Origin of the sequence: Acinetobacter sp. IK40, from assembly GCF_035615075.1 — a bacterium.
Lineage (GTDB): Bacteria > Pseudomonadota > Gammaproteobacteria > Pseudomonadales > Moraxellaceae > Acinetobacter > Acinetobacter courvalinii.
Window position 1 is genome coordinate 285419 of the sequence record NZ_JANBOE010000006.1, and the last position, 26579, is coordinate 311997.

Sequence of the window (26579 nt, forward strand, 5' to 3'; positions counted from 1 at the left end):
ATGCGCATGTTACATACGATGCTACGAGTAGGTAATTTAGAACAGTCTTTAAAGTTCTACACTGAGGTGCTTGGTATGAAATTGCTACGCCAACGTGACTATGAAGAAGGACGTTTTACGTTAGCATTTGTGGGTTACGGTGATGAAAAAGACAATACCGTACTTGAGCTCACCCATAACTGGGATACCTCTAGTTATGACTTGGGTAATGCTTATGGTCACATTGCCATTGGTGTAGATGATGCTTATAAAGCCTGCGAAGAAATCAAGGCGCGTGGTGGTAAAGTGGTGCGTGAAGCGGGTCCGATGAAAGGTGGTGTGACGGTAATTGCCTTTGTTGAAGATCCGGATGGCTATAAAGTCGAATTGATTCAACAAGATCAGGATGCCTATAACAACTGATTCTGGCCTGATTGGTCGAAGATTTTTGAGCTAAAACGCTAGCTTTATTGAAATAGCCCAGTATGATGAGTAATTTGATCGAATGGTTGAATTATTCGCCATATTGGGCTTTTTCATTATTAGCGTGGATAGGGATAGTTATGTTGAAATTATTGGCATTGGACCGCTTTACAATTTTATTGGTTGTGATGGTGATACTGGCAACGTTTTTTCCAGTTTCAGGTCAGGTTGCACATTATTTTAATATTCTGACGACTGTTGCAATTGCCGTACTTTTTTTCTTGCATGGGGCAAAACTTTCACGTGAAGCTGTGGTTGAAGGCATGCTGCACTGGAAAATGCATGCTTTAGTGTTTGCTTTTACTTTCTTGGTCTTTCCAGCGATCGGCTTATTGGCAAAGCCGGTGTTAGAGCCCTTACTCGGTCAGCAACTGTATTGGGGCTTCCTGTTCATGTGTTTCTTGCCATCCACGGTGCAATCTTCCATCGCATTTACCTCGATGGCCAAAGGCAATGTGGCTGGGGCAGTGTGCAGCGCGTCTTTTTCTAATATTGTCGGCATGATGATTACCCCGATTTTAGTCAGCTATTTTATTTTAGGCCAAAGTCAGCATGACTTTGATCCCACTGAATCGATTCTGCAGATTACGTTGTTATTACTGGTCCCGTTTGTGTTGGGTCAGTTGCTACGTCCTTATGTTTTTCCTTATATGGTTAAAATGCCAAGTCTGGTCAAGGCTTTCGATCAGGGATCGATTCTGATGGTGGTGTATGGCGCGTTTAGTAGTGCGGTAATTGCCGGTTTATGGCAACAGGTGAATGGCCTGACACTGTTCTATTTAATCCTGGCATGTTCGGTGCTGTTAACCATCGTGATGTTACTGGCGTTATACGTGCCAAAATGGCTGGGCTTTAGTCGAGCAGATCAGGTGACGATTTTCTTTTGTGGCTCCAAGAAAACGCTGGCGAGTGGCGTACCGATGGCCCAGATCCTGTTTATCGGACAGCCTTTGGGGATGATTGTGCTGCCGATTATGATTTTTCATCAAATCCAGCTCATGGTCTGTGGCATTATTGCGAATCACTGGTCAAAATCGAATCAAGAATAGTTCGCAAAATTTAATTTATTGGCGTATAATGCTCGCCACTTGTTGGCTTTGCTCTGACCTTTAGAGTCTCGGTGAGTCAAAAGAAATGGTCTGTTGTGGTGTTGATCTGCACGTGTGCGAACACGTTGCTTTCCTCATGTTGAGAGTGATCAATTGCGATAACAGCTTAAGCCTTTCTTACTTAATAGGAGCATCGACCATGCGCGCCGATATTCACCCTAAATACGAAAAATTAGTTGCTACTTGTTCATGTGGTAACGTTATCGAAACTAAATCTGCGCTTGGTAAAGAAACAATTTACCTTGACGTATGTTCAGCTTGCCACCCATTCTACACTGGTAAACAAAAGAATGTGGATACAGGCGGCCGTATCGACAAATTCAAACAACGTTTCTCTGGTATGTCACGTTCTATCAAACGTTAATATCAAGAAAGAAAAAACGGGCAATATGCCCGTTTTTTTATGCCTGTAGATTATTCGATTGAGGAACTTATGGCAGTTCCCCAATCCTGAGAAAGGGTTATTGATCCTGTACGTCAGTAAGACGGTCCAGTTTTTTCTGGAAATAATTGCCTTGCAAGAAGCGTGCTTCGACATTCCATGCATTGGCAAACAGGTTCATGTCGTTGAGTTCGGTTAAGAAAATCTCGACAGGCTTTTGCCCGATAAAGTGCAAGATTTTCTCTTGTAGAGCGGCCATTTCTTTTTCAGCACTCAGCATTTGAGTAAGTTTGCTGTGCAAGCTCAGATATTGAACATCGATTTGCTGCAACATCGAATCGCTATAGAGCGAGTCACCAAAACCACGGATGGAAATCTCGGCACCATGCTGACGCAATAGCGCGATTTGTGGCTGCGCTTGTGACAAGTTTTGTTGTAGTGCTTGTTCAGAGAACTGCAAAATTAAAGGATGGGCTTGCTTGCTGCCAATAATGGTTAATAGTTTCGCCACCAGTTCTGGTAGCTTTTTATCATTCAGCAAGACCTGATGATTGAGGTTTACAATCAATTTCGCCTTTGGATATTGGGTAATAAAGTTGTGTAACTGTTTGCAGGCTTCAACAAGAATCCAGCGATCCAGTTGAATCGATAATTCAGGATCATCTTTCAGGTCGCCAAGATCACTTAAATCCTGCCACTGATTATTATAGATAAACCCACCGGATACTTCATAAGTATGCGTGTGTTGATCCTGCTTGTCATAGAGCTGCTGATATTTTAAATGGATATCGCCCGCATCCAGTTTCTTTTTCAGCTCTTGTAACAGGGTTAACTGCACAGCAACAGGAATATGTTCTGTGGTCAGGCCAATATCTGCATCAATCTTCGGACTGTTAAATACAGGTAGAGGAACCAGGAAAGCCTTGGTTAAAATCTGTTCAAAACGAACTTCATCTGCAATAGGCTGGGTAATTTCGCAATAGCCTAATTTTAAATGCAGTGGGAAGGTGTAGTGATCGGTCACTACCAATTGCGGTTTTTGTAAGCCATTCAAACCCATCAGCAGGGAATTGAGCACGCTCTTTGATTCGGCCTGAAATAACGAGACATATAAACCATGTTCTACCTGACAGACCGGGACATTTACCTGTTCTTTAATGAAGTGAGGAATATTGGCAAAATATGCACGAGTGCCACGCCAATCAGTTTGGAAAACCTCACTTGGACAATTGCTTAAGCTGAATAAAACCAGCGCATTGGCATTGGCCGGGTGATTGCTAAGCTGGCGGTTAATATGTTGTAAAGCGCTGCTTAGACTGGATGCTTTCTCGGCAGGCGCGGCTGTTGAAGATGTGGCTGCCGCTTGAGATGAAGTGCCACATTCAATATTGAGCTGGATTTCATCTTCATTGCCTGAAGGTAAGAATTCCAGTTGAAGGGGATTCTGCTTCACTGTCGCGTTTTGGGTGCGAAGTTCAAAGCGGCCTTGTTCAAACTGTCCTTGAGAAATCTTTTTAAAGCGCAGTTTAAACTGGCTTAAATCCACTGGCTGCAACACATCCAGAATCGGCAAGCCAATTAATTCTTCTGGATTGGCAAAACCAAATAGATTGGCGTATTCGGCATTCACATGCATGTGAATGCCTTCCTGCAAAATAGCAACCGCTTTATGGCTTTCTGCAACCAGTGATTGTGCTTGCGTTTGTGCGGCTTCCAGTTCATTCAGTAAACGATGTTCTGCTTGCACTAAACGACTATAAGAAAGCGCACGAATGATACTGATATAGAATTTTTCTGGTGATTTCAGATTCAGGATGTCATAAATGCCTTTATGGATATAAGACTGATATTGATCGGCTTTATAATCCTCAGGTTCAAGCAGGAGAACAGGCAAACTTGGTTGTGATGAGGCTTGAATCAGGGAGAGGGTCTGTTCGATTTTTAAGTCGTAGGCCCGACCAAAAATCACAATATCCCATGGTAAATTCAGCTGTTTCTCGAAGGTTTTCAGATCATCGAGTAAAGTGGCTTTAATTTGATGGTCTTGAGCCGTAAATAAAGCTGAAATCTGATTATAACGAAGCTGGTTGTCATCAATAATCAATAAACGTGTTTCAGTGCGTTTTAATTTTTTAGAGAGTAAAGAATTTCTCACTTTAAAGCTTCCCATAAATCTTGATCAATGGTGTCCATATTCTTTTGTGCCATATATCGCTGAAGGATTGGTTGTTCCTCATCATTCAGCAGTTCAAAATCAAATTGAACAAAACTCTGGGTTATTAATTGTGCGTTTAATAAATACACTTTTACTTCCTCTTTCCCCAATCTTAAATAAACAGCTTGGTGTTCTCGAAAAATTTGTGAACCTGGTAAAATTAAAGTTGTTTTGGTTTCATCCAAATTCTGGTTTTTTAATAAAAGTGTCGGATGATAATTGCTGATATGGCGATCTGCCTGAACCCGTACCGCACAAGGGAAGATTTCCTGTGCCAGTACTTCCAAACCGAGTTCCAGGCTTTTCTCGGTCGATTGTTTGAGCCAACGAATCACACCGCCACGCCAATGCCCATGCGATGTTTCTTTAACTAAAATGTATTCTCCTGTTCTTAAGTTTTTTGGTGCCTCCCCAGACCATTTAATACGATAACCGTTCACACTAATATCTAGGATATCGGCTTGGTAAACAGCTTTACTTTCACGGCTTAAACGTTGAATTGCCGATTCCTGATTATCGGTTGAACTTTTTTTGTCCCATGCCGACATAAACTTTGATTCATTTTGTAGACCGTAACTATGGTCTAATAAAAGTGTTTCTGAAAAATTCTTGGCTTTGGACAGATAGAAGTGGGCCGTAAGTAAGCCAAAGCAGATATGTAATTGCGCTGAATATTCATAACGCTCATGTCGACGCTCTGCCGTGGTACCAAGAATGGTTTGCACATGGAATTTCAATGCAGGGGTTAAATAGATTTTCTCATTCTTGGACACATATTCTGCATTTTTGTGTAAGGTCGCGGTGACATGGTCCAGCAGACTATGCGTACTGATAAAAATATTGGGATTAAAGCCAGAGCTTTGTTTTTTATTATAAATTGGTGGGTGATCTTTAGTCGTATCGACCACATATTTGGTCAGGTCTGTTTCTTTAGTCAGGATCTGAACCATTTTTGCCCAGTCAAAACTACACTGGAATAAAGCTTGAATCTCGGATTGACGGATTTGATTGGTATTAAAAATATCCATCAAAATCAATTGTGCATAGGCTTGCGAGATATTGCTTAAGGCATTGGGTTTACCTTGTATCTGATCCAGATTGGTATGCTGATATTTATGGGTTACGGCGGCATCATAAAGCTGATGGGCAATAAGCCATTGTCCCGCCACAGGTTCGCTATACAACATATGTTGTTGATAGAGCAGTTGGGTCAGTTGTTGCAAGGACTGAAAGGTGGCCAGCGTTCGTGCGGTTTGCAGATTTTTCTTTTGGTTTAGGGCAAAGATGGAGAACTTCTGCTGATCGAGCTGATCGTTACTACGACGCACAATATTGATATAGATTGCTGCAAAATAACAGCGCAAGAGCATGGCCAGTTCAATAATGTGTTCATTACGATCTGAACTGATCACGCCCTGATTGAAAAAGTTCTTTTCCAGACTTCCTAACACATTTTCAATAGTGGGGTGCAGCACCTGCACCAGATCGAAACGCAAGGTTTCAGGGCACTCAAGTTCACTCAGTTCAAGTAAGGCGGCGAATAATGCTTTAGAGGTATCGCCCAACTGCATGATGGACAAGTTGGAAATCCATTCATTTAGACTTTTCGAATTGGTATCGCAAAAGCTGAGTTTGTCTCGTCTCAAGACAGTTGGAATTTGAAAAATATCCGAAAAAGCATTATTCATCATTGTGTTATCAATCTCAGAACGTTTGAACCCCAAAAAGCGGTGTTTTATTTTTTTCGCCCGCAATTTCCCTGACAAGTTTTGGTACCAGATAGCCTGGCAAACTTGCTAATACATCAGTATATATTTGATCTATCTCTGAAGATCTTAAATCAAAATGCTGAGCCCCTTTGACTTTATCTAAAACATGAAGGTAATAGGGCATTACTCGCGCTTCAAATAAACGGCTACTCAATGCATTTAAAGTTTCTGCAGCATCATTCACACCTTTCAGTAAAACCGCCTGATTAAGCACAGTAATATGGTGGAGTGATAACTGTAATAACTTCGAGCAGGTGAAATCATCAAGCTCAGCTGCGTGATTTGAGTGTACCACTACTACAATGCGTAGCCTACTGTTTTTTAATATAGAAATCAGCTCATCATCAATACGGTTGGGGATCACAATCGGAACGCGTGAATGAATTCTCAATATCTTGAGCTGAGGGAGAGATGCTAGACGTTCTAGCCACAACGCAATTTTTCGGTTACTTAATGTCAGTGGATCGCCACCACTTAAAATCACTTCATTGATCTGTGGATTTTGTTCAATATAGGCTTTGATATTGATCCAGTCGTCATTTTTAGGCAGGTTTTCCTGATAAGGAAAATGGCGACGAAAACAATAGCGACAGTGGATGGCACAGGCACCCGTCAGCGTGAGTAAAAAACGCGACTGATATTTATGCAGAACCCCAGCCATTTGATTGGCGGCTTCCTCACCAAGCGGATCGGTCACGAACTCAGGATGTTCTTCCAGTTCCAGATGATGTGGCAAGACTTGTAGCAACAGAGGGTCTAGAGGATCGCCAATGTTCATTTTTCCGACGAATGCACGCGGGACGCGCAATTTAAACTGTTCAGAGGCCAAGATTGCCCCTGATAATAGTTGGTCGGTAGATAACTCAAGCAGATTTAACAGCTCTAAAGGATCAGTAATTAGGTCACTGAGTTGCGATTGCCAGTTTTGCTCTTGATGTAAATAGTTTATCATGCCATACGTTAAAAATAGTGTTAGTGTTACACCAGTGCGTGTAGTCTAACATTAATAGATTTGAGTTTTAAGTTTGGAGTGCGCCTTTCATGGCCTATTATTCTACAAATGATTTTAAAGCAGGCCTTAAGGTTATGCTTGATGGTAACCCATGTTCAATCATGGAAAATGAATATGTAAAACCAGGTAAAGGTCAAGCGTTTAACCGTGTGAAATTACGTAACCTTCGCTCTGGTAAAGTATTAGAAAAAACATTCAAATCAGGTGATTCTTTAGAAGCAGCTGATATTGTAGAAGTTGAAATGGACTACCTCTACAACGATGGTGAAATGTGGAACTTCATGGATCCTGTATCTTTCGAGCAAATCGCTGCTGATAAAACCGCAATGGGTGATGCTGCGAAATGGTTAAAAGACGATTCAAATGAAAAATGTACCATCATGTTGTTCAATGGCGTACCTTTAACCGTAAGCCCACCGAACTTCGTTGTGCTCAAGATCGTTGAAACTGATCCAGGTGTACGTGGTGATACTTCTGGCGGTGGCGGTAAGCCTGCGAAACTTGAAACAGGTGCTGTGGTACGTGTTCCATTATTCGTACAGCAAGAAGAAAGCGTTCGTGTAGATACCCGTACTGGTGACTACCTAGAGCGTGCATAATTGTGCCTGTGTAGCTGAGCTACGCAAGATATACAATTATCGAAGGGGATGATCAACAATCATCCCTTTTTTTATGCCAAAGTATTAGATAAATAATTGTAGTCAGAAGGTAAACTTACAAAGATATTTCTTCTACAGAAAATATAGAAAGGGAAAGCTAAGAGGGTTTGCTGACATTTTTTACTGCCATTGCATTATCTTGTACAGCTGTAATCGCTGCTCATTATTTAGAATAGCTAAATTGCATAAGACATGCTTTGTGTCCTCTAAAAATGTCCTTTGTCGCACGCATCTGTGAAATGTCAACAGACCCTAACCACGCGTTATGTAATTGAGAGGTTTTGAATGGAGACAACACAAGCAAAGTCAACACTTTCCTCAAAGCTCCTATGGAGTTTGGTTGCCATTGTTGGGGCAATTTCATTTGGGATATTGGCGGTTAGTCGTGGTGAGCATGTCAATGCGGTCTGGTTGGTTCTTGCTGCGGTCTGTGTATATAGCATTGCATATCGGTTCTATAGTTTATTTATTGCAAACAAAGTTTTTGAATTAAATCCGAGACGGTTAACTCCAGCGCATCGCCTTGCCGATGGTCTGGATTATGTTCCAACCAATAAATTTGTTTTATTTGGACATCACTTCGCAGCCATCGCAGGAGCAGGACCTTTAGTTGGTCCAATTCTCGCAGCGCAAATGGGTTATTTACCGGGGACCATCTGGCTTTTGGTCGGGGTGGTGATTGCAGGCGCGGTACAAGATTTCCTTGTTCTATTTATCTCAACACGACGTGATGGTCGTTCTTTGGGAGAAATGGCGAAGCAGGAACTGGGTACCTTTGCAGGCGTGATTGTGATGCTGGGTACGCTGGGCGTGATGATCATTATTCTGGCCGTACTGGCACTGGTGGTGGTTAAAGCACTGGCGCATAGCCCGTGGGGGGTGTTCAGTATCGCTGCGACGATTCCGATTGCATTATTCATGGGTATCTACATGCGGTATATACGCCCAGGGAAAATTGCCGAAGTATCGATTATCGGTTTTGTGCTGATGATGGCGGCGATTGTCTACGGGGGTGATGTGGCCAAAGATCCCTATTGGGGACAGTTATTTACCCTCAGTGGCACCCAATTGACATGGGCACTGATTATTTATGGTTTTATCGCTTCGGTATTACCGGTCTGGTTGTTGTTAGCCCCACGTGATTATCTATCAACTTTCTTGAAAATTGGTGTAATTGCAGGTTTGGCGGTCGGGATTATCTTTGCGATGCCGGACCTGAAAATGCCAGCAGTCACACACTTTGTCGATGGTACAGGGCCTGTATTTGCGGGTAGTTTATTTCCTTTCCTGTTTATCACCATTGCCTGTGGTGCGATTTCGGGTTTCCATGCCCTGGTAGCATCAGGTACAACGCCTAAACTGGTTGATAATGAAGTCAACATTCGTATGATCGGTTATGGTGGTATGTTGATGGAATCATTCGTCGGCATCATGGCCATGATCTGTGCGACAGTACTTGATCCGGGTATTTATTTTGCCATTAACGCGCCAGCAGCAGTTTTAGGAACTTCAGTAGAGACTGCAGCGGAAGCGGTGCGTAATCTGGGCTTTGTGGTTAGTCCAGAAATGTTGACCTTACTGGCGCAGGAAGTGGGTGAGAGTTCAATCTTGTCTCGTACCGGTGGCGCACCGACATTTGCAATTGGTATGGCGCATATCATTTCAGAGATTTTCAATAACCGCTCAATGATGGCATTCTGGTATCACTTTGCGATTCTGTTTGAAGCCTTATTCATTCTGACTGCGGTAGATGCAGGAACACGTGCATGTCGTTTCATGGTGCAGGATACCGTGGGGATTGTGGTTCCGGCAATCAAGCAATCAAGTTCATTCTTCGGCAATATGGTCGGGACCTTTGTCGCGGTCGCAGGTTGGGGTTTCTTCGTTTACCAAGGGGTGGTTGATCCACTCGGCGGGATTAACTCGTTGTGGCCACTGTTTGGTATTGGTAACCAGATTCTTGCCTCGATGGCACTGATTTTAGGTACCGTCATTTTATTCAAAATGAAGAAAGAGAAATATGTTTGGGTGACGATTGTCCCAACGATTTTCTTGTTCATTACCTCGATGACCGCAGGCTGGCAAAAGATCTTCCATGAAAATCCGAAGATTGGTTTCCTTGCACAGGCCAATCGTTTCTCAGATGCGATTGCGCGTGGTGAAGTACTTGCACCAGCCAAAACCGTTGCTGAAATGCAGACCATTGTGATGTCAAACCAGATCAATGCGGCACTTTGTGGCTTCTTTATGATTGTTGCGGTTGTGATGGTGATTGCGTCAATTGGCATTGTACGCCGTGCTTTGGCAAGTCCAACACCAACCGTGAATGAGGCACCAGCCGTTTATTCAGACACACCGATGACTGCGAATAGCATCAAAGGAGAGTAACGATGGATTTTAAAATTGCCCGGCAAGGCAGTGCAGTGATCGTGAAGATTATTAAATTCACCATCATGTCGCAAAAGCACTTACTGTTATCACCGAAGAATTGGTCACGTATCGCTGTTTTATGGCAACGTTTGCAGCAGAGTTTCCGGTTGATGGTCGGTGTGCCTGATTATGAAACTTATATAGCGCATATGAAAGCACATCATCCAGATTTAACCCCGATGGATGCCAAGACTTTTTATCGTCATTGTATCGATGCACGTTATCCTTCGGCGGGTGGCAATATGAAGAAGTGTCCTTGCTAGAAATTATTTGATTTCTTTGAAAAAAAACCAAAACAGTGTATGTTGAACATACACTGTTTTATTTTGGGGGATAGAATAATGTGGGGCATGGAAAAGTCATCAGCTCAAGAGAAAACCAAGCAGAATCAGGCATTAGAACAAGATATTCAAAGCTTTGCCCAGAAGATTGAGCAATTCTTATTTGAAGTAAACCAACTGATTTTAGATAAACCGCAACAAACCAGATTGGCGCTGACCTGCTTGCTGGCGGGTGGTCATGTGTTATTCGAAGATTTACCTGGGCTAGGGAAAACCACATTGGCCAGTGCTTTGGCGCGTCTGGCAGGATTACATTTTCAGCGCATTCAGTTCACCAACGATATGCTGGCCAGTGATGTGATTGGCATCAATATCTTTAACCAGAAAGAACATCTGTTTGAATTTAAGCAGGGTCCAGTTTTTACCCAGATTTTGTTGGCCGATGAAATTAATCGCTGTAGTCCCAAAACTCAAAGTGCACTACTGGAAGCAATGGAAGAAGGGGCGGTCACCGTCGATGGTGTGCATTATGAATTGCCGCAACCGTTCTGGGTCCTCGCCACACAAAATCCGTTATTTCAAAGTGGCACCTATGCATTACCTGAATCACAACTCGACCGTTTCTTGATGCGTTTATCACTGGGCTATCCTTCTCGACAAGCGGAAAAATTGTTATTACAACAGCGTTCACGACAGGTATTGATCCATCAACTGGATGCCGTTTTTAATCAAGCTGATATTTTACATTTACGGGAGCTGGCAAAGCAGGTTTTTCTCAGCGAGGCGGTACTGAATTATATTCTGGATCTGGCTGCTGAAACACGGAAGTTACGTCATGGGCTGTCCACACGTGGGGTATTGGCGTTGAAGGCTGCGGCACAAGCCTATGCCTTGGTTGAGGGGCGTGGTTTTGTAATGACAGACGATGTACAAGCTGTATTTATTGCAGTGGTCGCACATCGCTTAAGTCTGAGTGATGTTGAGGTTGGACAGATTTTGCAATCAGTTGATGTCTTATAGTTGAGATTGACCTATGCAAAATGGACTCAAGCAGCAGCTACAACAATGGATTGCAAAGCGCTTTCAGGTCGAAGGCAGCAAAATCTTATTGCAGAAAGATGTACTGGTGTTTATTTATAAGCAAGGTTTTTTATATCTGGTGCTGATTGTCATTACATTTATTGCAGGCATTAACTATGCCAATAACCTGATTCTCGGTTTTTGCTTCTTAATCAGTGCCATTCTTTGTATCAGCTTTTATCTGACCTTTAAGCAGTTGCATGGTTTGCAGATTGAACTGGTCGCTGCAGAGGTGGGGCAAGTAGATCAGCCGCTGATCTTGAAAATTTTATTAAAACAATCCACTCAAACAGTTCGGTATTTGCGTCTAAATTGGCAAGAACAAGAACATTTCCTATATCTGGACCAGACTCAGCAAAGTCTGGAACTAGCCGTATTACCGGAACAGCGTGGTAGATATGAACTGGATGCCTTGAAAATTTATGCGACCTATCCTTTAGGATTGGTGCGTGCATGGACCTATCTATATCCACAACAAGAGGTCTGGATCGCACCAAAGGCCACTGACTGGCAAAAAGAACATAAACTTCAGCCGACTCCGGCGCAGGACAGTCTGGATGAATTTAAAGAGCTCAGAACTTTCCAGCATGGGGATTCTTATCAGAATGTAGCATGGAAACAGGTTGCACGTGGGCAGGGTTTTTTAATCAAGATGTTTGAAGCGCAGACCAGGCATCAACACTTGGATATCGATTATCAGCTCATTCCAGCGCTGGGCCATGAACAGAAGCTAAGCTTGATGATGGGGTTGATTGAACAATGTGAACAATCAGGGAATGACTATGCTGTGATTTTGCCCCACGCCAGACTGGAAAGTGGACAAGGCCAAAGCCAATTAATCAAAGCCAGACTTTTACTTGCGCAGGCTTAAATATGTCCAAAGCCATCTATTTTTGTATTTTAGCTGCTTTAGGATTGATCCTGATTGGTCAAGTGAGCTTTATTCCAGTCACACTGAGCGGGTTGTGGGGCATTGTCTGGCTAACTTTGATATGGCGCTATCACAAACAAAAAATTACGCCAATGCCTAAACTGCTTTTGGTGGCATTTACCTTAGTGTCGGTTGCGTTGATTTATATTCAGTACCAAAGCTTACTCGGCGTAGAGGCGGGGGTTGCATTTCTAACCACCTGTTTATTTGCCAAGAGTCTGGAGTCCAAAAATACCCGCGATTTACTGATTGTCTTTAACTTTGCCCTATTTGTCAGTGCTAGCTTACTGTTATACAGCCAGGCATTCTGGATGGCAATGATCGTGTTTGGGGCATTGCTGATGTGTCTCATGGGCCTCTATCGGCTTCAAACTGATTTATTTAAACAGAAGAATCAGACCAGAAATCAGTTAAAACAAGATATAAGACAAATCCTGAAGTTTGTCGGGATTGCCACACCATTCTTTATATTGCTGTTTATGTTCTTTCCGCGGTTACCACCGTTGTGGGCGATTCCGATTCAACAGAACCACGCGACCACAGGCATTAGTGACCGGATGTCACCGGGGGATATTGCACAACTATCTCAATCTTCTGCTTTGGCTTTCCGTGTCATCGCACCGATGTATGATTTGCCCGGTCGGCCAGAGCTATACTGGCGAGCACTGGTTCTGGACCAATATGATGGCAGCACCTGGAGCAGTAGTTTTGATAATCAGCAGCTCAAGCGCATTCCTGTCTCCACACGCCGTGTGAGCTATCAATATTTACCTGCCGATGAGCAGGCCAACTGGATTATGGGACTGGAATATTCGATTCCCCAAGAGCGTTATTTACAGTTGTATCAAGACGATAGTATTCGTCCTTCCAAACTGGTTAAACGCAATCAACCGATACACCTGCTTTGGTTAGGACAAACAGCAGCGGTGCCAGTCTACTTATCATCGCGTCAACTTGAACTGAATACTCGATTTGAGCAGGGGCGAGATAGAAAAGCACAACAATTGGCGCAGGCGTTATTTGAACAGAACCAGAGACAACCTGAAAAATACCTACAATCGGTGCTGTCCTGGTATAGAAAAAATGGCTTTAGCTATACATTAATGCCGGGCACTTTGAGTGGCGACCGGATTGATCAATTCCTGTTTTCTAGTCGCAAAGGTTTTTGTGAGCATTATGCCTCGAGCTTTGTGATGATGATGCGTTATGTGGGCATTCCCGCGCGCGTAGTGACAGGCTATCAAGGTGGACAATGGGCACCAGACGGACAAAGTTGGGAAGTCCGCCAGCTGGATGCACATGCATGGAGTGAAGTTTATCTGGGTGGGAAATGGCAAAGAGTTGATCCTACCGCCATGATTGCACCACAACGAATTGATACCGGTATGCAAGATTATTTGGCGCAAGACCAAAATGTCTGGGGTGAAGGACAAACGCAGGCTTGGCGTTTACAGCAGTTTAAATTCCTCAAAAATATGCGCATCTGGAGTGACTATCTCAGCTATCAATGGCAAAGCAAAGTGGTCGGTTATGATGCAGAAAAGCAGAAAAACTGGTTATCCCAATTAGGTCTGGATTCAAGCTATGGCTATGTGATTATTTTAGTGGTTGGTATTGGCAGTATTTTGTTGATCTACGGTAGCTGGTACTGGTGGGGACAACGAGGCAAGCAAGAACAATATCAACGCTTGATTATTCAATTTGAAAAACAATTACCCCAGCATTTGCATAAATATCCAGCGGAAACCTTTCATAGCTGGATACAACGTATCGCTGTGTTGGTTGAGGAGCAGACGCCATTCGAACAAGTAACTGTGTTATATCAAAAAATCGTATTTTTAGAGCAAAACGACCAGCTCAATATCCAAGAATTTAAGCAGTTGCTTAAAGACTGTGCGATTGTCATCAAACAGTCGCAAAAAAACTTGTGAAGCGACAAAAAAATGAATATTATGCTTCTCATTCTAGGTGTATAGCTCAGTTGGTTAGAGCGCTACGTTGACATCGTAGAGGTCTCCAGTTCGAGTCTGGATATACCTACCAAGATATTAAAGTCATATAACTTTTCATAAAGTTACATGAACTCCAAAGCCCTTAGTCAAAATGATTCAGGGCTTTTTTTATAGCTTTAAAAAATGCGGATGAGACTAACTGATAAAACAAGACGTAACAACATGAATATGAATAATAGATCTATTAAGCTGTTGCATTTTTGTTTTTAATTGTTGATTTTAATCGATAATTTATAAGACCTACTTTTTGTAGGGCATTTCTCGAGTAAACTATGCCCATCGTAGTCTGATATCGACTGTTTAAGGACATAAACAGTGTTTTACGATGAGGTTTTGGAATGGTATTACTTATAAATTCTCGGGCGCGATAAAAGGCGTTATGAGCTTAGTGAAGTTAATGAAAAAATTTATTTTAACCGGCCTTACTGCAATGGTTGCAGTACTTTCTACCCAGACAATGGCAGCAGATTTTGTTGCAGGAAAAGATTATACGGTTGTACAAAATCCAGAAAAAACGTCTGTTCCAGATAAAATCGAGGTACGGGAATTTTTTTGGTATGGCTGTACCTATTGCTTTAAATTAGAACCGCATATGCAAAGCTGGCTGAAGAAGATTCCAAAAGATGTGTATTTTCTTCGTACGCCGGCAGCAATGACACCTATATGGGAGCAGGGTGCACGTGCCTATTATGTCAGTGAAGCATTAGGCGTTCGTAAGCGTACACATTTACCATTATTCCATGCCAATTTTTCTGGCAATCAAAGAGTTTTGCAAAAGGAAGCTTTTGCTAAATTTTTTACCCAATACGGCGTACCTGAGCAAAAGTTTAATAGCATGTTTGATTCTTTTGCAATTACAGCAAAAATTGCCGAATCCAATCAATTGGCGCGTAAATACCAACTCACAGGCGTTCCTGCGGTCGTGGTAAATGGTAAATATATTGTTCAGGGCGGTGATGAAAAGGTTGTGCAAGTGGTGGATTATCTGGTGAATAAAGAACGTAAAAACCAATAATGTTTAATTTTTTTATGATGACATTATTTTTGAGTTCAATACATTGTTTAGATAGTTTGCTTCGGCACAGCCATGCTGTATTGGGTATAGCTTTTTAGCATTAACAGGGCACTTGACCCCATTCATAATTGGTGCTAATTTAAACAATAAGGAAGTCATATACTATTTGGGATTTAAGAGAAATCTTGCCTAAATGCAAAAAGATATGATGACCTGAATACACAGCTAACAACGAACGAAACAATCTAGATTGTTTTTAAAAATGTTCAAGGTTGTAGAAAAGCCCGTTAATCGGGCTTTTTTAATGTCTATCTTTTTTAAATTCTAGACTCAGGATATAGTCGTTTCTAAAGATTTGCAGGGCACTCAAGATTTCTAATGCTGTTATTTATTATTGTACTGGTTGTGATTGGCTTGGTTTTATTGATACTCTGGGTAAAGAAAACCAGCGCTAGACAAGTTTCATCTGACTCTAGTGATTCGTATTCGCCAACGCCTTATATCAATGACTCATCTCAACATCATGCTTCCAGACATACCGATCACTGTAGCATAAGCGACAGTACCAGCTCGGATTCGGGGAGTTGTGATGGTGGGGGAAGTAGCGATTAAAAAGCTCGTACCCCCGAGGGAGGAGTACGAGTTAAAGCGGGACTTAAGGTAGGTCAAACCAGATCATCTGACTGTCTTGCAGCGCAGTAATGGTTGCTGTTTCATCAAATAGCAAGGCATCACCAGCTTTGACTAAATGATCTGCAATCATCACTTCACCTGAAATCACATGCACATAGTTCACTTTTTTCCGTGCTGTAACGTCTAGATGTTGATCCTTTTCAATGACCGCGGTTTTTACTTCAGCATTTTGACGGATCAGCATTGGTGCAGATTCATCACCTGCGATCAAGTGCCATTGGTTTGGATGATCTTTCGGATTGAGCTGAATTTGCTGATAGGTGGGTTCCGCATCTTGTACATTCGGTTGAATCCAGATTTGTAACAGATGCACCGCTTTATCATGCTTGTTCATTTCACTGTGAGTGACGCCTGTACCCGCACTCATCAATTGCCATTCACCTGCATTGATCTGGCCTTCATTGCCCATGCTGTCTTTATGGGAAATGGTGCCATCCAGTACACAGGTCAGGATTTCCATATTGTCATGCGGGTGAGTACCAAAACCATTGTGTGCAGCCACGGTATCGTCATTAATGACGCGCAGGGCACTGACACCCATGTATTTCGGGTTATACCAGCTACCAAATGAAAAACTATGATAGGTGTCTAACCAGCCTGCTTTAACATGACCACGATTTTCACTACGATGTAGATAAGCATTCATCTTTCATCTCCCAAATTATTATGTTCTGCTTGATGCTTATATTATCGATTCATAATAGGGATAAATAGTCTTTTATTGCGACGTGTTGTTCTATAATTGAGATGATGGGGTTGCTTATTGTAAGGGCATAAAAAAGGCCGAATACAAGATTCAGCCTTTTAAGGTTTGATACCAATGTATCAAATGCTTATTTTGATTTGTTTTCCAATTGTGGAATTGCAGAGCCTTGACCTACAGAAAGTAGACCAGTTTCTGTGTAGATACCCAGTTTTGCACGTGTATCTGTGATATCGAGGTTACGCATGGTTAACTGACCGATACGATCCATCGGTGTAAACATCGAATCACCTTTCTCCATAGTCAAACGCTCAGCTTCATAAGTGAGGTTCGGAGATTCAGTGTTCATGATGGTATAATCATTACCACGACGTAATTCAAGTGTTACAGTACCGGTAATCGCTTTCGCAACCCAACGTTGCGCAGTTTCACGAAGCATTAATGCTTGTGAGTCGAACCAGCGACCTTGGTAAAGTAAACGACCTAAACGTAAACCGTTGATACGGTATTGTTCAATCGTATCTTCGTTATGAATACCAGTAACTAGACGTTCATAAGCAATGTGTAACAATGCCATGCCCGGTGCTTCATAAATACCGCGAGATTTTGCTTCGATAATACGGTTTTCGATCTGGTCAGACATACCTAAACCATGACGGCCACCGATACGGTTTGCTTCTAAAATAAATTCAACCGGATCTTCGATGCGTTGGCCATTCAGTGCAACCGGCATACCTTCTTCAAAAGTAATGCTCACTTGTTCTGGCTGGATTTCAACCTCGTCTTTCCAGAATGCCACGCCCATGATCGGATCTACGATTTTAATACCGGCATTCAGGTATTCTAAATCTTTGGCTTCATGTGTTGCGCCCAACATATTCGAGTCAGTTGAATAGGCTTTTTCTTTTGACATTTTATAGTCAAAGCCGTTGTCGATTAAGAATTGCGACATTTCGGCACGGCCACCTAACTCATCAATAAACTGTTGGTCTAACCACGGTTTATAGATTTTAAGGGCAGGGTTGGTCAATAAACCATAACGATAGAAACGCTCAATATCGTTACCTTTATAAGTCGAGCCGTCACCCCAGATATTGACGTCATCTTCTTTCATTGCAGTGACCAGCATGGTACCTGTCACTGCACGACCTAAAGGTGTGGTATTGAAATAAGGAACACCACCCGTGCTGATATGGAATGCACCACATTGAATCGCTGCAATACCTTCAAGCGCAAGTTGTAAACGACAATCGATTAATCGAGCTTTGACTGCGCCGTACTGTTCAGCTTTCTTTGGAATAGCATCATAGTCATCTTCATCAGGTTGACCCAGATTTGCAGTGTATGCATAAGGCTCTGCGCCTTTCTGTTTCATCCATAATAAAGCTGCTGAAGTGTCTAAACCACCAGAGAAGGCAATCCCTACTTTTTTACCTACTGGTACATGCTGCAAGATCGTTGCATTATCAGTCATTGCTAGTCCTAACTATTTCGAAATAGGCACCCTAATACTTCGGTGACCAAAGAGAATTTATACGTTCCGTACTATATCACTTTTCAAATCGATTTTTTTTCTGTTAGGAAAGGAATTCTTTTTTTTTCATTTGAAAAATAGATTAACATCAGAAAAATATAAAGTTTTACGATAAACATAAAGTTTTTATTAAGATTCTAAACAGGGTGAAAGAATAAAATGCTAGAAACGAACAATCAGATTCTCTCCACATTACATCGCATTGTAGCGTTTATCTTAATTTCAGATCTCGTCTATGCGATTTATAACTTGTTTATGCATATGCCTAAATATTTTATTGGTGGTCTGTTGGGGCGTATAGCCTTGATTGTTGTTCATTTTCTATGTGCAAAAAGTGTTAGGACGGGAAGTACAAGTAGTCGTATTGGTTCAATCTTAATGACGGTCTTTATGCTAAATATGTTCCCCTTAGGAACGATTGTAGCAGTTGTCATGTTATTTTTCTCTATATTTAAATGGGAAAAAGATTCAACTTTGAAATTACCCACTAAACTGCAAAAAAGTTAAATCTTTATTTTCAAATTAGTTCAGAGTGAATCATTTAAGCCAATAAATTGCTTTTCAATCGGGGTAAATACATGGTCATGACGTGCAATCAGATAAAGACCGATATCCCGATACTGTTCAGGCGTTTCCCGATAATATTGAATCTTGTATTTCTCAATCAATGACTTGGCAATCATGGAAATGCCCATACCCAACTGGGTAAAGTGAATTAAAGCTTCATGATCATAAATATGGGTGAGTTCACCCTTTTTGAGATTGTAGTCGCTATAGATGCTATCCAGAGTTGTGGCATAGCAGCATTGTTCAGAGGCCAGCAAGATATTTTGATGATTCAGACACTCTTCAAGACTGTCGTGGTTAATCATATTTTTGCCAATAATCACCAGTTGATCATCCGCCTTTTGAATATATTGCAGGTTCTTTTGTTTTGGATGACCTAGTGCATAGGCCATATCCAGATTGCCCGCGAGAATTTCATCTTCAATATAGCCCGTAGAACCCGTTTTCATGGTAATCGAGAGGTCAGGATAAGCCTCATATAATTTGCTAAAAGACGGGTAAAAACGCATGCCGCCGAGACTGGTATTGGTCCCGAAACGCAGTACGCTTTCTTGTTGATAGATTTTATTTTCGGTTTCCTCCCAAGTGAACATCATCTTCTTATATTGGGTATACAAATTCATACCTGATTCAGTCAGTTCAACGCCTTTGGGTCTACGGATAAATAACTGGCGTTTGTAATGATTTTCAATCTTCTTGATTTTTGCAGTCATATTGGATTGTAAATAATTGAGCTTATGTGCCGCCGCCGTAATACTTTTCAGCTCGGCCACCGTCACAAAAGAACGGATATCATTAATATCAATATTCACGGCAATTCCTCAATCGTGCCAGCTCATCCATTCCAAAGATAAAAATCAAAAAGGAGAGTGTGCTAAATAGGCATCAAAAAAAATGATGGATCTATTAAAACATAGCATTATTCATGATGTCATTTATTTTATACACTAACATGACTTTCCAAGGGTTGAGTACAACACGTGAATATTCGAGTCGTAAGCGCAATCGCGTTGTTATGTCTAGTCTGGGGTTCTTTATGGGGCTTGGTTAAACACAGTTTGCAAGTCTTTCCACCATTCCTGTTTATTTCTACACGTTTGATTCTGGCAGCACTGACTTTAATGATCATACAGCGAATGTTGAAGAAACCGATTCTGCCAAAACCGTCAGAGTGGAAGCCATTGATGATTTTAAGCTTGCTGATTTGTCTAGGTTTCTATGCAACGCAAACTTTTGCGATGCAATTTGTGGATTCAGGATTATCGGCAGTGCTAGTCTTTACCATGCCAATTTTTATTGGGGTGCTAGCACATTATTTTTTAAATGAACGTTTGAATAACCAAAAGAGCATAGGGCTGGTTTTAGGAACATTGGGGCTGATCGCCATTCTTTGGCCACAACTGCAGCATATCCATATGAATACCTCATTGCTCGGGCAAATCTTGTTAATTGGTTCTGGCTTCTTTTGGGCCTTATCAACGGTGTTTATTAAAAAGAATTTTGCCAGCTATGACAAAATCAAGTTGACTATTTGGCAGCTGTTATTAGGTGGCGCTGTTATTTTTGTTGGTGCTTTGGTTTTTGAATCTGTAAATGTTCAGGTTTGGCTCAACCCTTTAAATGAATCTGCCTTATTTTATATTGCAGTGGTTGGAACCGGATTTGCATTTGCATTATGGAACTGGATCGTCAGTCAGGTGGATACTTTTGTTGCTTCGATCTCAATCATGTGTATTCCAATTCTGAGTCTATTTTTTGGTTCTTTAATTTGGCATGAACCTTTAACCCTGAATATCTTAATCGGTGCGGTCTTCATTTGTCTGGTGATTGTGATGAGTTCACTCAAAGTGAAAAAAACCAAAAGTCGTTTGGCTTATTCATGCAATCAACAGCCTTAAGCGATGTGCCATTTTAAAATGTTGGCGTAAAAAAGCAGTCAGTGAAATGGCTGCTTTTTTTATCGGTCGATAATGAAGATTAGTTTCCAGTCATCACGTTAAATTGACACTTTCAACCATTAAAATTCGCGCTATAGTCATCCCAAATCAATAAAAAAGTATTAAAGTACTATGCAACAAGTTGCAAAGCCAAAATTAAAGAAGGAATACCATGACTAGCTATGCAAATATCTTAAAACCATTACATTTGGGTTTTACTACCATTAAAAACCGTGTCGTAATGGGCTCAATGCATTCAGGTTTAGAAGATCGTTTTTTTAATTATCCTAAACTTGCAGCTTATTTCGGTGAGCGTGCAAAGGGTGGTGTTGGCTTAATTATCACGGGGGGGATTTCTCCAAACCGTCAAGGCTGGTTATTGCCTGCAGGCGGTACCATGAATAGTCTGGCAGATATTCCGCATCATCGTCTGGTCACGCATGCGGTACATAAACATGGTGCCAAGATTCTGATGCAGATTTTGCATTCTGGGCGTTATGGTTATCATCCTTTTTCGGTGTCTTCTTCTCCCATCCAGGCGCCCATTAATCCGTTTAAGCCGCGTCAGATGTCTGATTCACAGATTTTGGCCACCATTGATGATTATGCCCGTTGTGCCAGTCTGGCTAAAAAAGCCGGCTATGATGGCGTAGAAATCATGGGTTCAGAAGGTTATTTAATTAACCAGTTCCTGAGCAGCCATGTGAATAAACGCACCGATCGCTGGGGCGGCGATATTGAAAACCGTATGCGTTTCCCGGTCGAAATCGTCAAGGCCATTCGTGCCAAAGTCGGTGAAAAATTTATTATTGCTTTCCGTCTGTCTTTGCTGGATCTGGTACATGATGGCAATACCATGCAAGAAGTGATTGTGGTCGCCAAAGCATTGGAAAAAGCAGGCATTACTTTGCTCAATACCGGGATTGGCTGGCATGAAGCCCGTGTGCCCACCATTGTAACCTCTGTACCGCGTGCAGCATTTGTCGACTATACCGCAGCCGTGAAGCAGCATGTTTCTGTTCCGGTGATTGCATCGAATCGTATCAATATGCCGGATGTTGCTGAAGAAATCATTGCTTCAGGTAAGGCGGATATGGTGCAGATGGCACGTCCATTTTTGGCAGATCCATATTGGGTCAATAAAACAGCCACCAATCGTGTTGATGAAATTAACACCTGTATTGCTTGTAACCAAGCCTGTTTAGACCATGCTTTTAAAAATCAACGGGTCACATGTCTGGTCAATCCGCAAGCCTGTTTTGAAACTGAACTGGTCTATATCAAAACTAAAAAACCAAAACGTATCGCCGTGGTCGGTGGTGGTGTGGCAGGAATGTCTGCCGCAACAGTAGCTGCAAGTCGTGGTCATGCCGTGACCTTATTTGAAGCCAATGATGATGTTGGTGGGCAGTTTAATCTGGCCAAAGTGGTGCCTGGTAAAGAAGAGTTCCATGAAACCATTCGTTATTTTAAAGTGCAATTGAAACAGACCGGTGTCGATGTACGTTTAAATACGCGGATCAGTCGCGAACAATTAGAGCGAGAAGGCTTTGATGAGGTGGTGGTAGCAACAGGGGTGGTGCCACGTGCGTTAAAAATACAAGGCAGCACCGCACCGCAGGTCTTGTCTTATGCTGAGGTTTTGCGTGGTGCTGAGGTCGGACATAAAGTTGCGGTAATCGGTGCAGGCGGGATTGGCTTTGATGTATCAGAGTTTCTATTAAAGCCGCCTCATCAGCCTCAGCCGCAACCTTTGGCAGAGTGGCAACGTGAATGGGGGGTTGACCCAAACCCGGATTATATTTCTGAAGGGGGCATGCAGCGTCCAGAAATAGACGTTCCTGTGCGTCAGATTTATTTATTGCAACGTAAAACGACACCACTCGGAATCGGTCTGGGTAAAACTTCAGGTTGGGTGCATCGTGCGCAACTGAAAAAACATGCTGTGCGTATGTTACGTGGTGTGCAGTATAAGGCAGTGACCGATGAAGGCTTATGGGTTGAACATAATGGACATGATCAATTGTTGCGTGTAGATACCATTGTGGTCTGTGCCGGACAAGAATCGGTCAAGGATTTAATGCCAAAAGAAGGTGAAAGTACTTTGGCAAACTATCATATTATTGGCGGAGCCAAGCTTGCTGCGGAGCTCGATGCAAAGCGAGCAATCCGAGATGGTGCTGAATTAGCCGCTAAACTGTAAAATTGATGAAACAATATGCATTTGATTACATTGCAGTTAAATTTCTCTTGTATAAACAGGACAAGCTTTGTATTCTTACGCACATGGAAGCGTGGCAGAGCGGTTTAATGCACCGGTCTTGAAAACCGACGAGGGTGTGAGTCCTCCGTGAGTTCGAATCTCACCGCTTCCGCCAAATATTTAAATAAGCCCTTGTTTTTACAAGGGCTTGTTTTTTATCTATGATTTTACCCCTCAACCTACCCCTCATCAAACATTGGATTAGGTGATATCTAAAGAGACATCTTTTTACTTATTTGGACATCATATTAGTTGAAAGAAAATTTCTAGTAGAATTCCAAACTGATTTTAAGGTGGGGAATTTTGCAAATATCCACTTTGGTCTTATGCTTGAATGGTCTGTTGTATTTGGTTTTTTACTGTTGCTTATCTTTACTTTCATCTTGGATGAGTTTTCTTGATCTTATACATTCTGTTTATGAGATTTTATCGATTCATAATTATGGGCAGACTGTAAAAAAATAAATCTACCCATATTCTTTAGATGCTTGTAAGTGATGTTAAACCCATAAATTTGATGATACTGGTATATCATACGGACTGTTAAGTTGTCTGCATCCTTACAGATTGATGATCTCATATAAATTTTCTGGTGATAAATTTTTCACCATATCATTTAGACCTTTACTTAGACTTGCTTTACTAAATGTATGTTCATAAAGTATGTCCCTCATACCACAAGTGATAAATATTGTTGCTTTTTTAGGCTTTATGGTTTTTATATCTTTATCATTTTCAAGTAATTCATAAAGCGTTTGGAACAAATCGGAAAAATAATCCATGCCTGTATGATTGATTGAGTTGCGACGATCTTGATTGATAGCATTCTCAATTATAGTTTGGTTTGCAGAGCCGTGAATTTCACTTAGCATAAATTTAGAATAATTCGCTGATTCAAACTGCTGGATGTTACCCTTGTTGATCTTTGTTTCAAAAATTTTATCGTAGTAAATCAGGCTGATTAGCGCAGTAAGAATTGCATCAGCTCTTTTGAGTACTTCAAGTGAATTTGCACAATCATCTAAAATGATGCTCAAGCTATGAATTTTTTCAGAAACCTTATTGTCAATAATAGGCTGGGCATCTGTCCCATTTCTCTGATTATCTAATCTTGTAGCCATAAATTCATGTATAAATTTACTTAAAAGCACAGGCAGATTGCTAACATCCTCTTCTAGATTTAGATGAAGATTTATGAACTTTGAAGGTGGCAAATTGGCATCTAACGGAGAGCATCCAATAAATGATTTTGTGGACTTCTGTAGTGGTGTACCATAAATTTTCAATCCTTTAATTGCATTCCTAACTTCGTGATATGAAGGGACTTGAGTTATATTTGTGCCTTTTATATCTTTGCTATTCTTAAAATTATGATATTCAATATAAATTTTAAGATAATCCAAAAATAGAGATTTAATATCCCAGAATGGTAACAAGTCAGGTAAGAAATACTTTTCGTTCAAAATACGTTTGAGGTTTGTCGAAAAATTGGGGAATTGTGTCCATTCTTCATAACTTTTGATGTTTTCCCAAAATATGCAATAAAGTTCTTCAAATATTGATGTTAGTTCATCTGGTTGAAGTAAATGGTTTAACAAAAATATATCTTCATCCACTAATTGCCTTGTTTGACAATATCCCATTACATGGTTGAGTAACTGTCTGCCAAAGACAATTATCTCTACTTCAATCTTGATTTGCTCAATAGGTAGTGACTTTCTTTCTTTATATTTTTCAGTTAGCAGGTTGACCAGTTGCCTCAATATTACATCCCTAATACGTATTAACTCGTTATACAGATTTGGGAAAGTTGCTTGAAACTCTCTTGCTTTTACAGCTTGCTTTACTAATTTTTGCATTACAGGGTGAGCTATTCTGTAAATTTCATGATCGAAGACGGGATTACTCATTTAAATACGCTACTTAACAATTGTGAATCTTGTTTTGCTGATGTTTCTGAGGATTCTAGAGCATATTTATATCCGAAGACATCCACATCAGGTTTAAATCGGAGTAAACAATGCAAACCTCAGAAACCAAAAAAAATCAGATTCTTAGAATGAAAGGAGTAACAGAATTAGTCTGTTTAAGTAAATCAAGTCTGTATGACAAAATGAACCCGAAATCCAAGAGATATGATTCGTCTTTTCCTCGTCCGATTAGATTGGGACTATCAGCCGTTGGTTGGTTAGAGCAGGACATAATTGATTGGATCAATTCAAAAAAAAGCTAACCAGATTAGCAAGATATCTTTACAACTCTCACATACCCTATTAACCCTTATAACACTGTAATTCCTTGATTTCGAGGTCATGGGATTACAGTGATTTTTACGCCTGACCATTTGTGTTACTTATATGATCAGTATATCTAATAATATTAATTATTATATAAATTGACTTAATTAACAAATTGTTAGGTGTAATTACGTACAGAGAAGTTCATTATTATGAATCAATCATCCTATCTTATGAGTAATAATCAAACACCTGCTTTAGCACATGAATACTTAACACAAGTACCTGAACACTTTCTAAATCAGCAGACTGAAATAACTGATACTGATTCATCTAATCAGCCCATTCAGATTACAGCACCATTGGAAGAGCAACAGTCTTTACTCAATTCAATGTATGAAGAATGCTTCAATGCAGCAGACGATCAGCATTCAAGCTCATTGGCATTGGATTACTTATTAGATTTCAACACTGAATATAACCAATATGAAATTCGATCAAATCCTGAAGCTGAGAAAATATTCTCAGAAATTGAATTAGTAAAACAAATCTTAAAACACAACTATGTGCAGGCTTATCGTAAGATCAAAGGCACTCTGTATCATGGATGGTATGAGCCTATTGATAAAAAATTCATTGAATTATTAAAGCAAATACTCATCCAAGGGTTTGATCCTCTAGAGCATTATGATTGTGAGCATCATAAGATTGTTATGCAAGCGTATAACGAAATTCTAAAGGGTTATTTTCATGCTGATTTTTATCTACATTACCCCAATGATATTATTCAGCTAAGAAATACTGATGGAACAATAACTTCAATTTGTTATGCAGAATTAATTAATCTATTCATTGAACGTTTGTATTTGCTAACTCAAGAAAAGGAATTCAAATACCAACAGAAAAAACGAAGGGAACGTTCCCAATATCAGCAAAAGGTCGCTACAGAATGTGTAGATACGATACTGGCTAAACATTCGAGAATTGTCATTGCTCGTGTCGATTTTCGTTATGGAAAAACACAAAACCCTGAACTTGCCCAAGTCAAAGCAGATTTAATCACATGCCTTCGTTATTTAAAGCGTACTTCAAATTTACGTATATTGGGCTATCTATGGAAATTGGAATTTGCCGAAAAAACGGGCTATCACTACCACTGTTTGATGTGTGCTGAGAAAACAGGAGGTTTTAACTTGGTAAACTATAGACACTCATCAGGAGTTTACCATGAGCAAGAAACAGAAGACTTACACCGCAGAATTTAAAGTTGAAGCAATAAAATTGATTG

23 protein-coding genes and 2 tRNA genes are annotated in these 26579 nt (G+C 40.9%); 18 read left to right on the plus strand and 7 right to left on the minus strand.

Annotation, left to right across the window (positions count from 1 at the left end; genetic code table 11):
* The 3 genes from gloA (at position 1) to rpmE (ending at position 1935) form a co-directional block, all read left to right on the plus strand.
* The gene (gloA, locus tag MSG93_RS12820) at positions 1-402 is read left to right on the plus strand and encodes a lactoylglutathione lyase (protein ID WP_004770462.1); all 402 of its coding nucleotides are present in this window, start codon (positions 1-3) and stop codon (positions 400-402) included.
* A 134-nt stretch (positions 403-536) separates the two neighbouring features.
* Complete coding sequence (locus tag MSG93_RS12825; RefSeq protein ID WP_171062206.1) at positions 537-1511, plus strand: bile acid:sodium symporter family protein; 975 nt, start codon at positions 537-539, stop codon at positions 1509-1511.
* Between the two features lie 199 nt (positions 1512-1710).
* A complete protein-coding gene (gene rpmE / locus MSG93_RS12830) occupies positions 1711-1935 on the plus strand; it encodes a 50S ribosomal protein L31 (protein ID WP_005231378.1) in 225 nt (74 codons plus the stop codon).
* A gap of 97 nt (positions 1936-2032) precedes the next feature.
* On the opposite strand, the gene MSG93_RS12835 is transcribed toward rpmE, so the two are convergent.
* Genes MSG93_RS12835 through epmB form a run of 3 tightly spaced genes read right to left on the minus strand, consistent with a single transcriptional unit; the run spans position 2033 to position 6889 of the window.
* The gene (locus tag MSG93_RS12835; protein ID WP_324622098.1) at positions 2033-4123 is read right to left on the minus strand and encodes an EAL domain-containing protein; all 2091 of its coding nucleotides are present in this window, start codon (positions 4121-4123) and stop codon (positions 2033-2035) included.
* Positions 4105-5859 carry a hypothetical protein gene (locus MSG93_RS12840; RefSeq protein WP_005231375.1) on the minus strand — a complete coding sequence of 585 codons (1755 nt, stop codon included), beginning with the start codon at positions 5857-5859 and terminating at the stop codon, positions 4105-4107. The genes MSG93_RS12835 and MSG93_RS12840 overlap by 19 nt, the downstream gene beginning before the upstream one ends.
* Positions 5860-5872: 13 nt before the next feature.
* Positions 5873-6889 (minus strand): EF-P beta-lysylation protein EpmB, encoded by a 1017-nt coding sequence (gene epmB, locus MSG93_RS12845; RefSeq protein WP_005287251.1) that lies wholly within the window; start codon positions 6887-6889, stop codon positions 5873-5875.
* Positions 6890-6978: 89 nt separating this feature from the next.
* On the opposite strand from epmB, the gene efp reads away from it, so the two are divergent.
* The 9 genes from efp (at position 6979) to MSG93_RS12890 (ending at position 15969) form a co-directional block, all read left to right on the plus strand.
* Positions 6979-7548 (plus strand): elongation factor P, encoded by a 570-nt coding sequence (efp, locus tag MSG93_RS12850; protein WP_004652839.1) that lies wholly within the window; start codon positions 6979-6981, stop codon positions 7546-7548.
* Between the two features lie 345 nt (positions 7549-7893).
* Positions 7894-9996, plus strand: coding sequence for a carbon starvation CstA family protein (locus MSG93_RS12855; protein WP_324622099.1), 2103 nt, complete (start codon positions 7894-7896; stop codon positions 9994-9996).
* A 2-nt stretch (positions 9997-9998) separates the two neighbouring features.
* Positions 9999-10301 (plus strand): YbdD/YjiX family protein, encoded by a 303-nt coding sequence (locus tag MSG93_RS12860; protein WP_005287242.1) that lies wholly within the window; start codon positions 9999-10001, stop codon positions 10299-10301.
* 78 nt (positions 10302-10379) lie between these two features.
* Entirely contained in the window at positions 10380-11339 is a 960-nt protein-coding gene (locus tag MSG93_RS12865) for an AAA family ATPase (RefSeq protein ID WP_262754139.1), read from the plus strand.
* A 13-nt stretch (positions 11340-11352) separates the two neighbouring features.
* Positions 11353-12270 (plus strand): DUF58 domain-containing protein, encoded by a 918-nt coding sequence (locus MSG93_RS12870; protein ID WP_324622100.1) that lies wholly within the window; start codon positions 11353-11355, stop codon positions 12268-12270.
* 2 nt (positions 12271-12272) lie between these two features.
* Complete coding sequence (locus tag MSG93_RS12875) at positions 12273-14261, plus strand: DUF3488 and transglutaminase-like domain-containing protein (protein WP_324622101.1); 1989 nt, start codon at positions 12273-12275, stop codon at positions 14259-14261.
* A gap of 35 nt (positions 14262-14296) precedes the next feature.
* A tRNA-Val gene (locus MSG93_RS12880) sits at positions 14297-14373 on the plus strand.
* A 366-nt stretch (positions 14374-14739) separates the two neighbouring features.
* Entirely contained in the window at positions 14740-15357 is a 618-nt protein-coding gene (locus MSG93_RS12885; RefSeq protein WP_324622102.1) for a thiol:disulfide interchange protein DsbA/DsbL, read from the plus strand.
* Between the two features lie 378 nt (positions 15358-15735).
* Positions 15736-15969 carry a hypothetical protein gene (locus tag MSG93_RS12890; protein ID WP_262474129.1) on the plus strand — a complete coding sequence of 78 codons (234 nt, stop codon included), beginning with the start codon at positions 15736-15738 and terminating at the stop codon, positions 15967-15969.
* Between the two features lie 43 nt (positions 15970-16012).
* Here MSG93_RS12890 and MSG93_RS12895 read toward each other — a convergent pair whose 3' ends face one another.
* Together MSG93_RS12895 and argG are read right to left on the minus strand one after the other, a co-directional pair.
* Positions 16013-16696 (minus strand): pirin family protein, encoded by a 684-nt coding sequence (locus MSG93_RS12895; RefSeq protein ID WP_032866728.1) that lies wholly within the window; start codon positions 16694-16696, stop codon positions 16013-16015.
* Between the two features lie 187 nt (positions 16697-16883).
* The gene (gene argG, locus MSG93_RS12900) at positions 16884-18227 is read right to left on the minus strand and encodes an argininosuccinate synthase (protein ID WP_005231277.1); all 1344 of its coding nucleotides are present in this window, start codon (positions 18225-18227) and stop codon (positions 16884-16886) included.
* A gap of 219 nt (positions 18228-18446) precedes the next feature.
* On the opposite strand from argG, the gene MSG93_RS12905 reads away from it, so the two are divergent.
* Positions 18447-18794: a hypothetical protein gene (locus MSG93_RS12905; protein WP_324622103.1), complete on the plus strand. Its 348-nt coding sequence runs from the start codon at positions 18447-18449 to the stop codon at positions 18792-18794.
* 20 nt (positions 18795-18814) lie between these two features.
* Here the strand turns inward: MSG93_RS12905 and MSG93_RS12910 are convergent, their stop codons facing one another.
* The gene (locus MSG93_RS12910; RefSeq protein WP_324622104.1) at positions 18815-19666 is read right to left on the minus strand and encodes a LysR family transcriptional regulator; all 852 of its coding nucleotides are present in this window, start codon (positions 19664-19666) and stop codon (positions 18815-18817) included.
* A gap of 168 nt (positions 19667-19834) precedes the next feature.
* On the opposite strand from MSG93_RS12910, the gene MSG93_RS12915 reads away from it, so the two are divergent.
* The 3 genes from MSG93_RS12915 (at position 19835) to MSG93_RS12925 (ending at position 23169) form a co-directional block, all read left to right on the plus strand.
* Entirely contained in the window at positions 19835-20752 is a 918-nt protein-coding gene (locus MSG93_RS12915) for a DMT family transporter (protein ID WP_324622105.1), read from the plus strand.
* Positions 20753-20963: 211 nt separating this feature from the next.
* A complete protein-coding gene (locus MSG93_RS12920; RefSeq protein WP_262763792.1) occupies positions 20964-22994 on the plus strand; it encodes an NADPH-dependent 2,4-dienoyl-CoA reductase in 2031 nt (676 codons plus the stop codon).
* Positions 22995-23079: 85 nt separating this feature from the next.
* Positions 23080-23169, plus strand: a tRNA-Ser gene (locus tag MSG93_RS12925).
* A gap of 445 nt (positions 23170-23614) precedes the next feature.
* Here MSG93_RS12925 and MSG93_RS12930 read toward each other — a convergent pair.
* Positions 23615-24964, minus strand: a complete 1350-nt coding sequence (locus MSG93_RS12930) for a hypothetical protein (protein WP_004801557.1) — start codon at positions 24962-24964, stop codon at positions 23615-23617.
* A 149-nt stretch (positions 24965-25113) separates the two neighbouring features.
* On the opposite strand from MSG93_RS12930, the gene MSG93_RS12935 reads away from it, so the two are divergent.
* Positions 25114-25287 (plus strand): helix-turn-helix transcriptional regulator, encoded by a 174-nt coding sequence (locus tag MSG93_RS12935; RefSeq protein WP_228127864.1) that lies wholly within the window; start codon positions 25114-25116, stop codon positions 25285-25287.
* A gap of 216 nt (positions 25288-25503) precedes the next feature.
* Positions 25504-26556 (plus strand): hypothetical protein, encoded by a 1053-nt coding sequence (locus MSG93_RS12940; RefSeq protein ID WP_324622106.1) that lies wholly within the window; start codon positions 25504-25506, stop codon positions 26554-26556.
* The last annotated feature ends 23 nt before the right edge of the window (positions 26557-26579 follow it).

Coding starts and splice junctions, on each gene's coding strand:
- epmB (WP_005287251.1), bottom strand. CDS start 6,889: ATGATAAACTATTTACATCAAGAGCAAAACTGGCAATCGCAACTCAGT.
- MSG93_RS12890 (WP_262474129.1), top strand. CDS start 15,736: ATGCTGTTATTTATTATTGTACTGGTTGTGATTGGCTTGGTTTTATTG.
- MSG93_RS12930 (WP_004801557.1), bottom strand. CDS start 24,964: ATGAGTAATCCCGTCTTCGATCATGAAATTTACAGAATAGCTCACCCT.
- MSG93_RS12935 (WP_228127864.1), top strand. CDS start 25,114: ATGAAAGGAGTAACAGAATTAGTCTGTTTAAGTAAATCAAGTCTGTAT.
- MSG93_RS12940 (WP_324622106.1), top strand. CDS start 25,504: ATGAATCAATCATCCTATCTTATGAGTAATAATCAAACACCTGCTTTA.
- MSG93_RS12870 (WP_324622100.1), top strand. CDS start 11,353: ATGCAAAATGGACTCAAGCAGCAGCTACAACAATGGATTGCAAAGCGC.
- MSG93_RS12840 (WP_005231375.1), bottom strand. CDS start 5,859: ATGATGAATAATGCTTTTTCGGATATTTTTCAAATTCCAACTGTCTTG.
- MSG93_RS12865 (WP_262754139.1), top strand. CDS start 10,380: ATGTGGGGCATGGAAAAGTCATCAGCTCAAGAGAAAACCAAGCAGAAT.
- argG (WP_005231277.1), bottom strand. CDS start 18,227: ATGACTGATAATGCAACGATCTTGCAGCATGTACCAGTAGGTAAAAAA.
- MSG93_RS12835 (WP_324622098.1), bottom strand. CDS start 4,123: ATGGGAAGCTTTAAAGTGAGAAATTCTTTACTCTCTAAAAAATTAAAA.
- MSG93_RS12885 (WP_324622102.1), top strand. CDS start 14,740: ATGAAAAAATTTATTTTAACCGGCCTTACTGCAATGGTTGCAGTACTT.
- MSG93_RS12905 (WP_324622103.1), top strand. CDS start 18,447: ATGCTAGAAACGAACAATCAGATTCTCTCCACATTACATCGCATTGTA.
- MSG93_RS12875 (WP_324622101.1), top strand. CDS start 12,273: ATGTCCAAAGCCATCTATTTTTGTATTTTAGCTGCTTTAGGATTGATC.
- efp (WP_004652839.1), top strand. CDS start 6,979: ATGGCCTATTATTCTACAAATGATTTTAAAGCAGGCCTTAAGGTTATG.
- MSG93_RS12895 (WP_032866728.1), bottom strand. CDS start 16,696: ATGAATGCTTATCTACATCGTAGTGAAAATCGTGGTCATGTTAAAGCA.
- MSG93_RS12860 (WP_005287242.1), top strand. CDS start 9,999: ATGGATTTTAAAATTGCCCGGCAAGGCAGTGCAGTGATCGTGAAGATT.
- rpmE (WP_005231378.1), top strand. CDS start 1,711: ATGCGCGCCGATATTCACCCTAAATACGAAAAATTAGTTGCTACTTGT.
- MSG93_RS12855 (WP_324622099.1), top strand. CDS start 7,894: ATGGAGACAACACAAGCAAAGTCAACACTTTCCTCAAAGCTCCTATGG.
- gloA (WP_004770462.1), top strand. CDS start 1: ATGCGCATGTTACATACGATGCTACGAGTAGGTAATTTAGAACAGTCT.
- MSG93_RS12920 (WP_262763792.1), top strand. CDS start 20,964: ATGACTAGCTATGCAAATATCTTAAAACCATTACATTTGGGTTTTACT.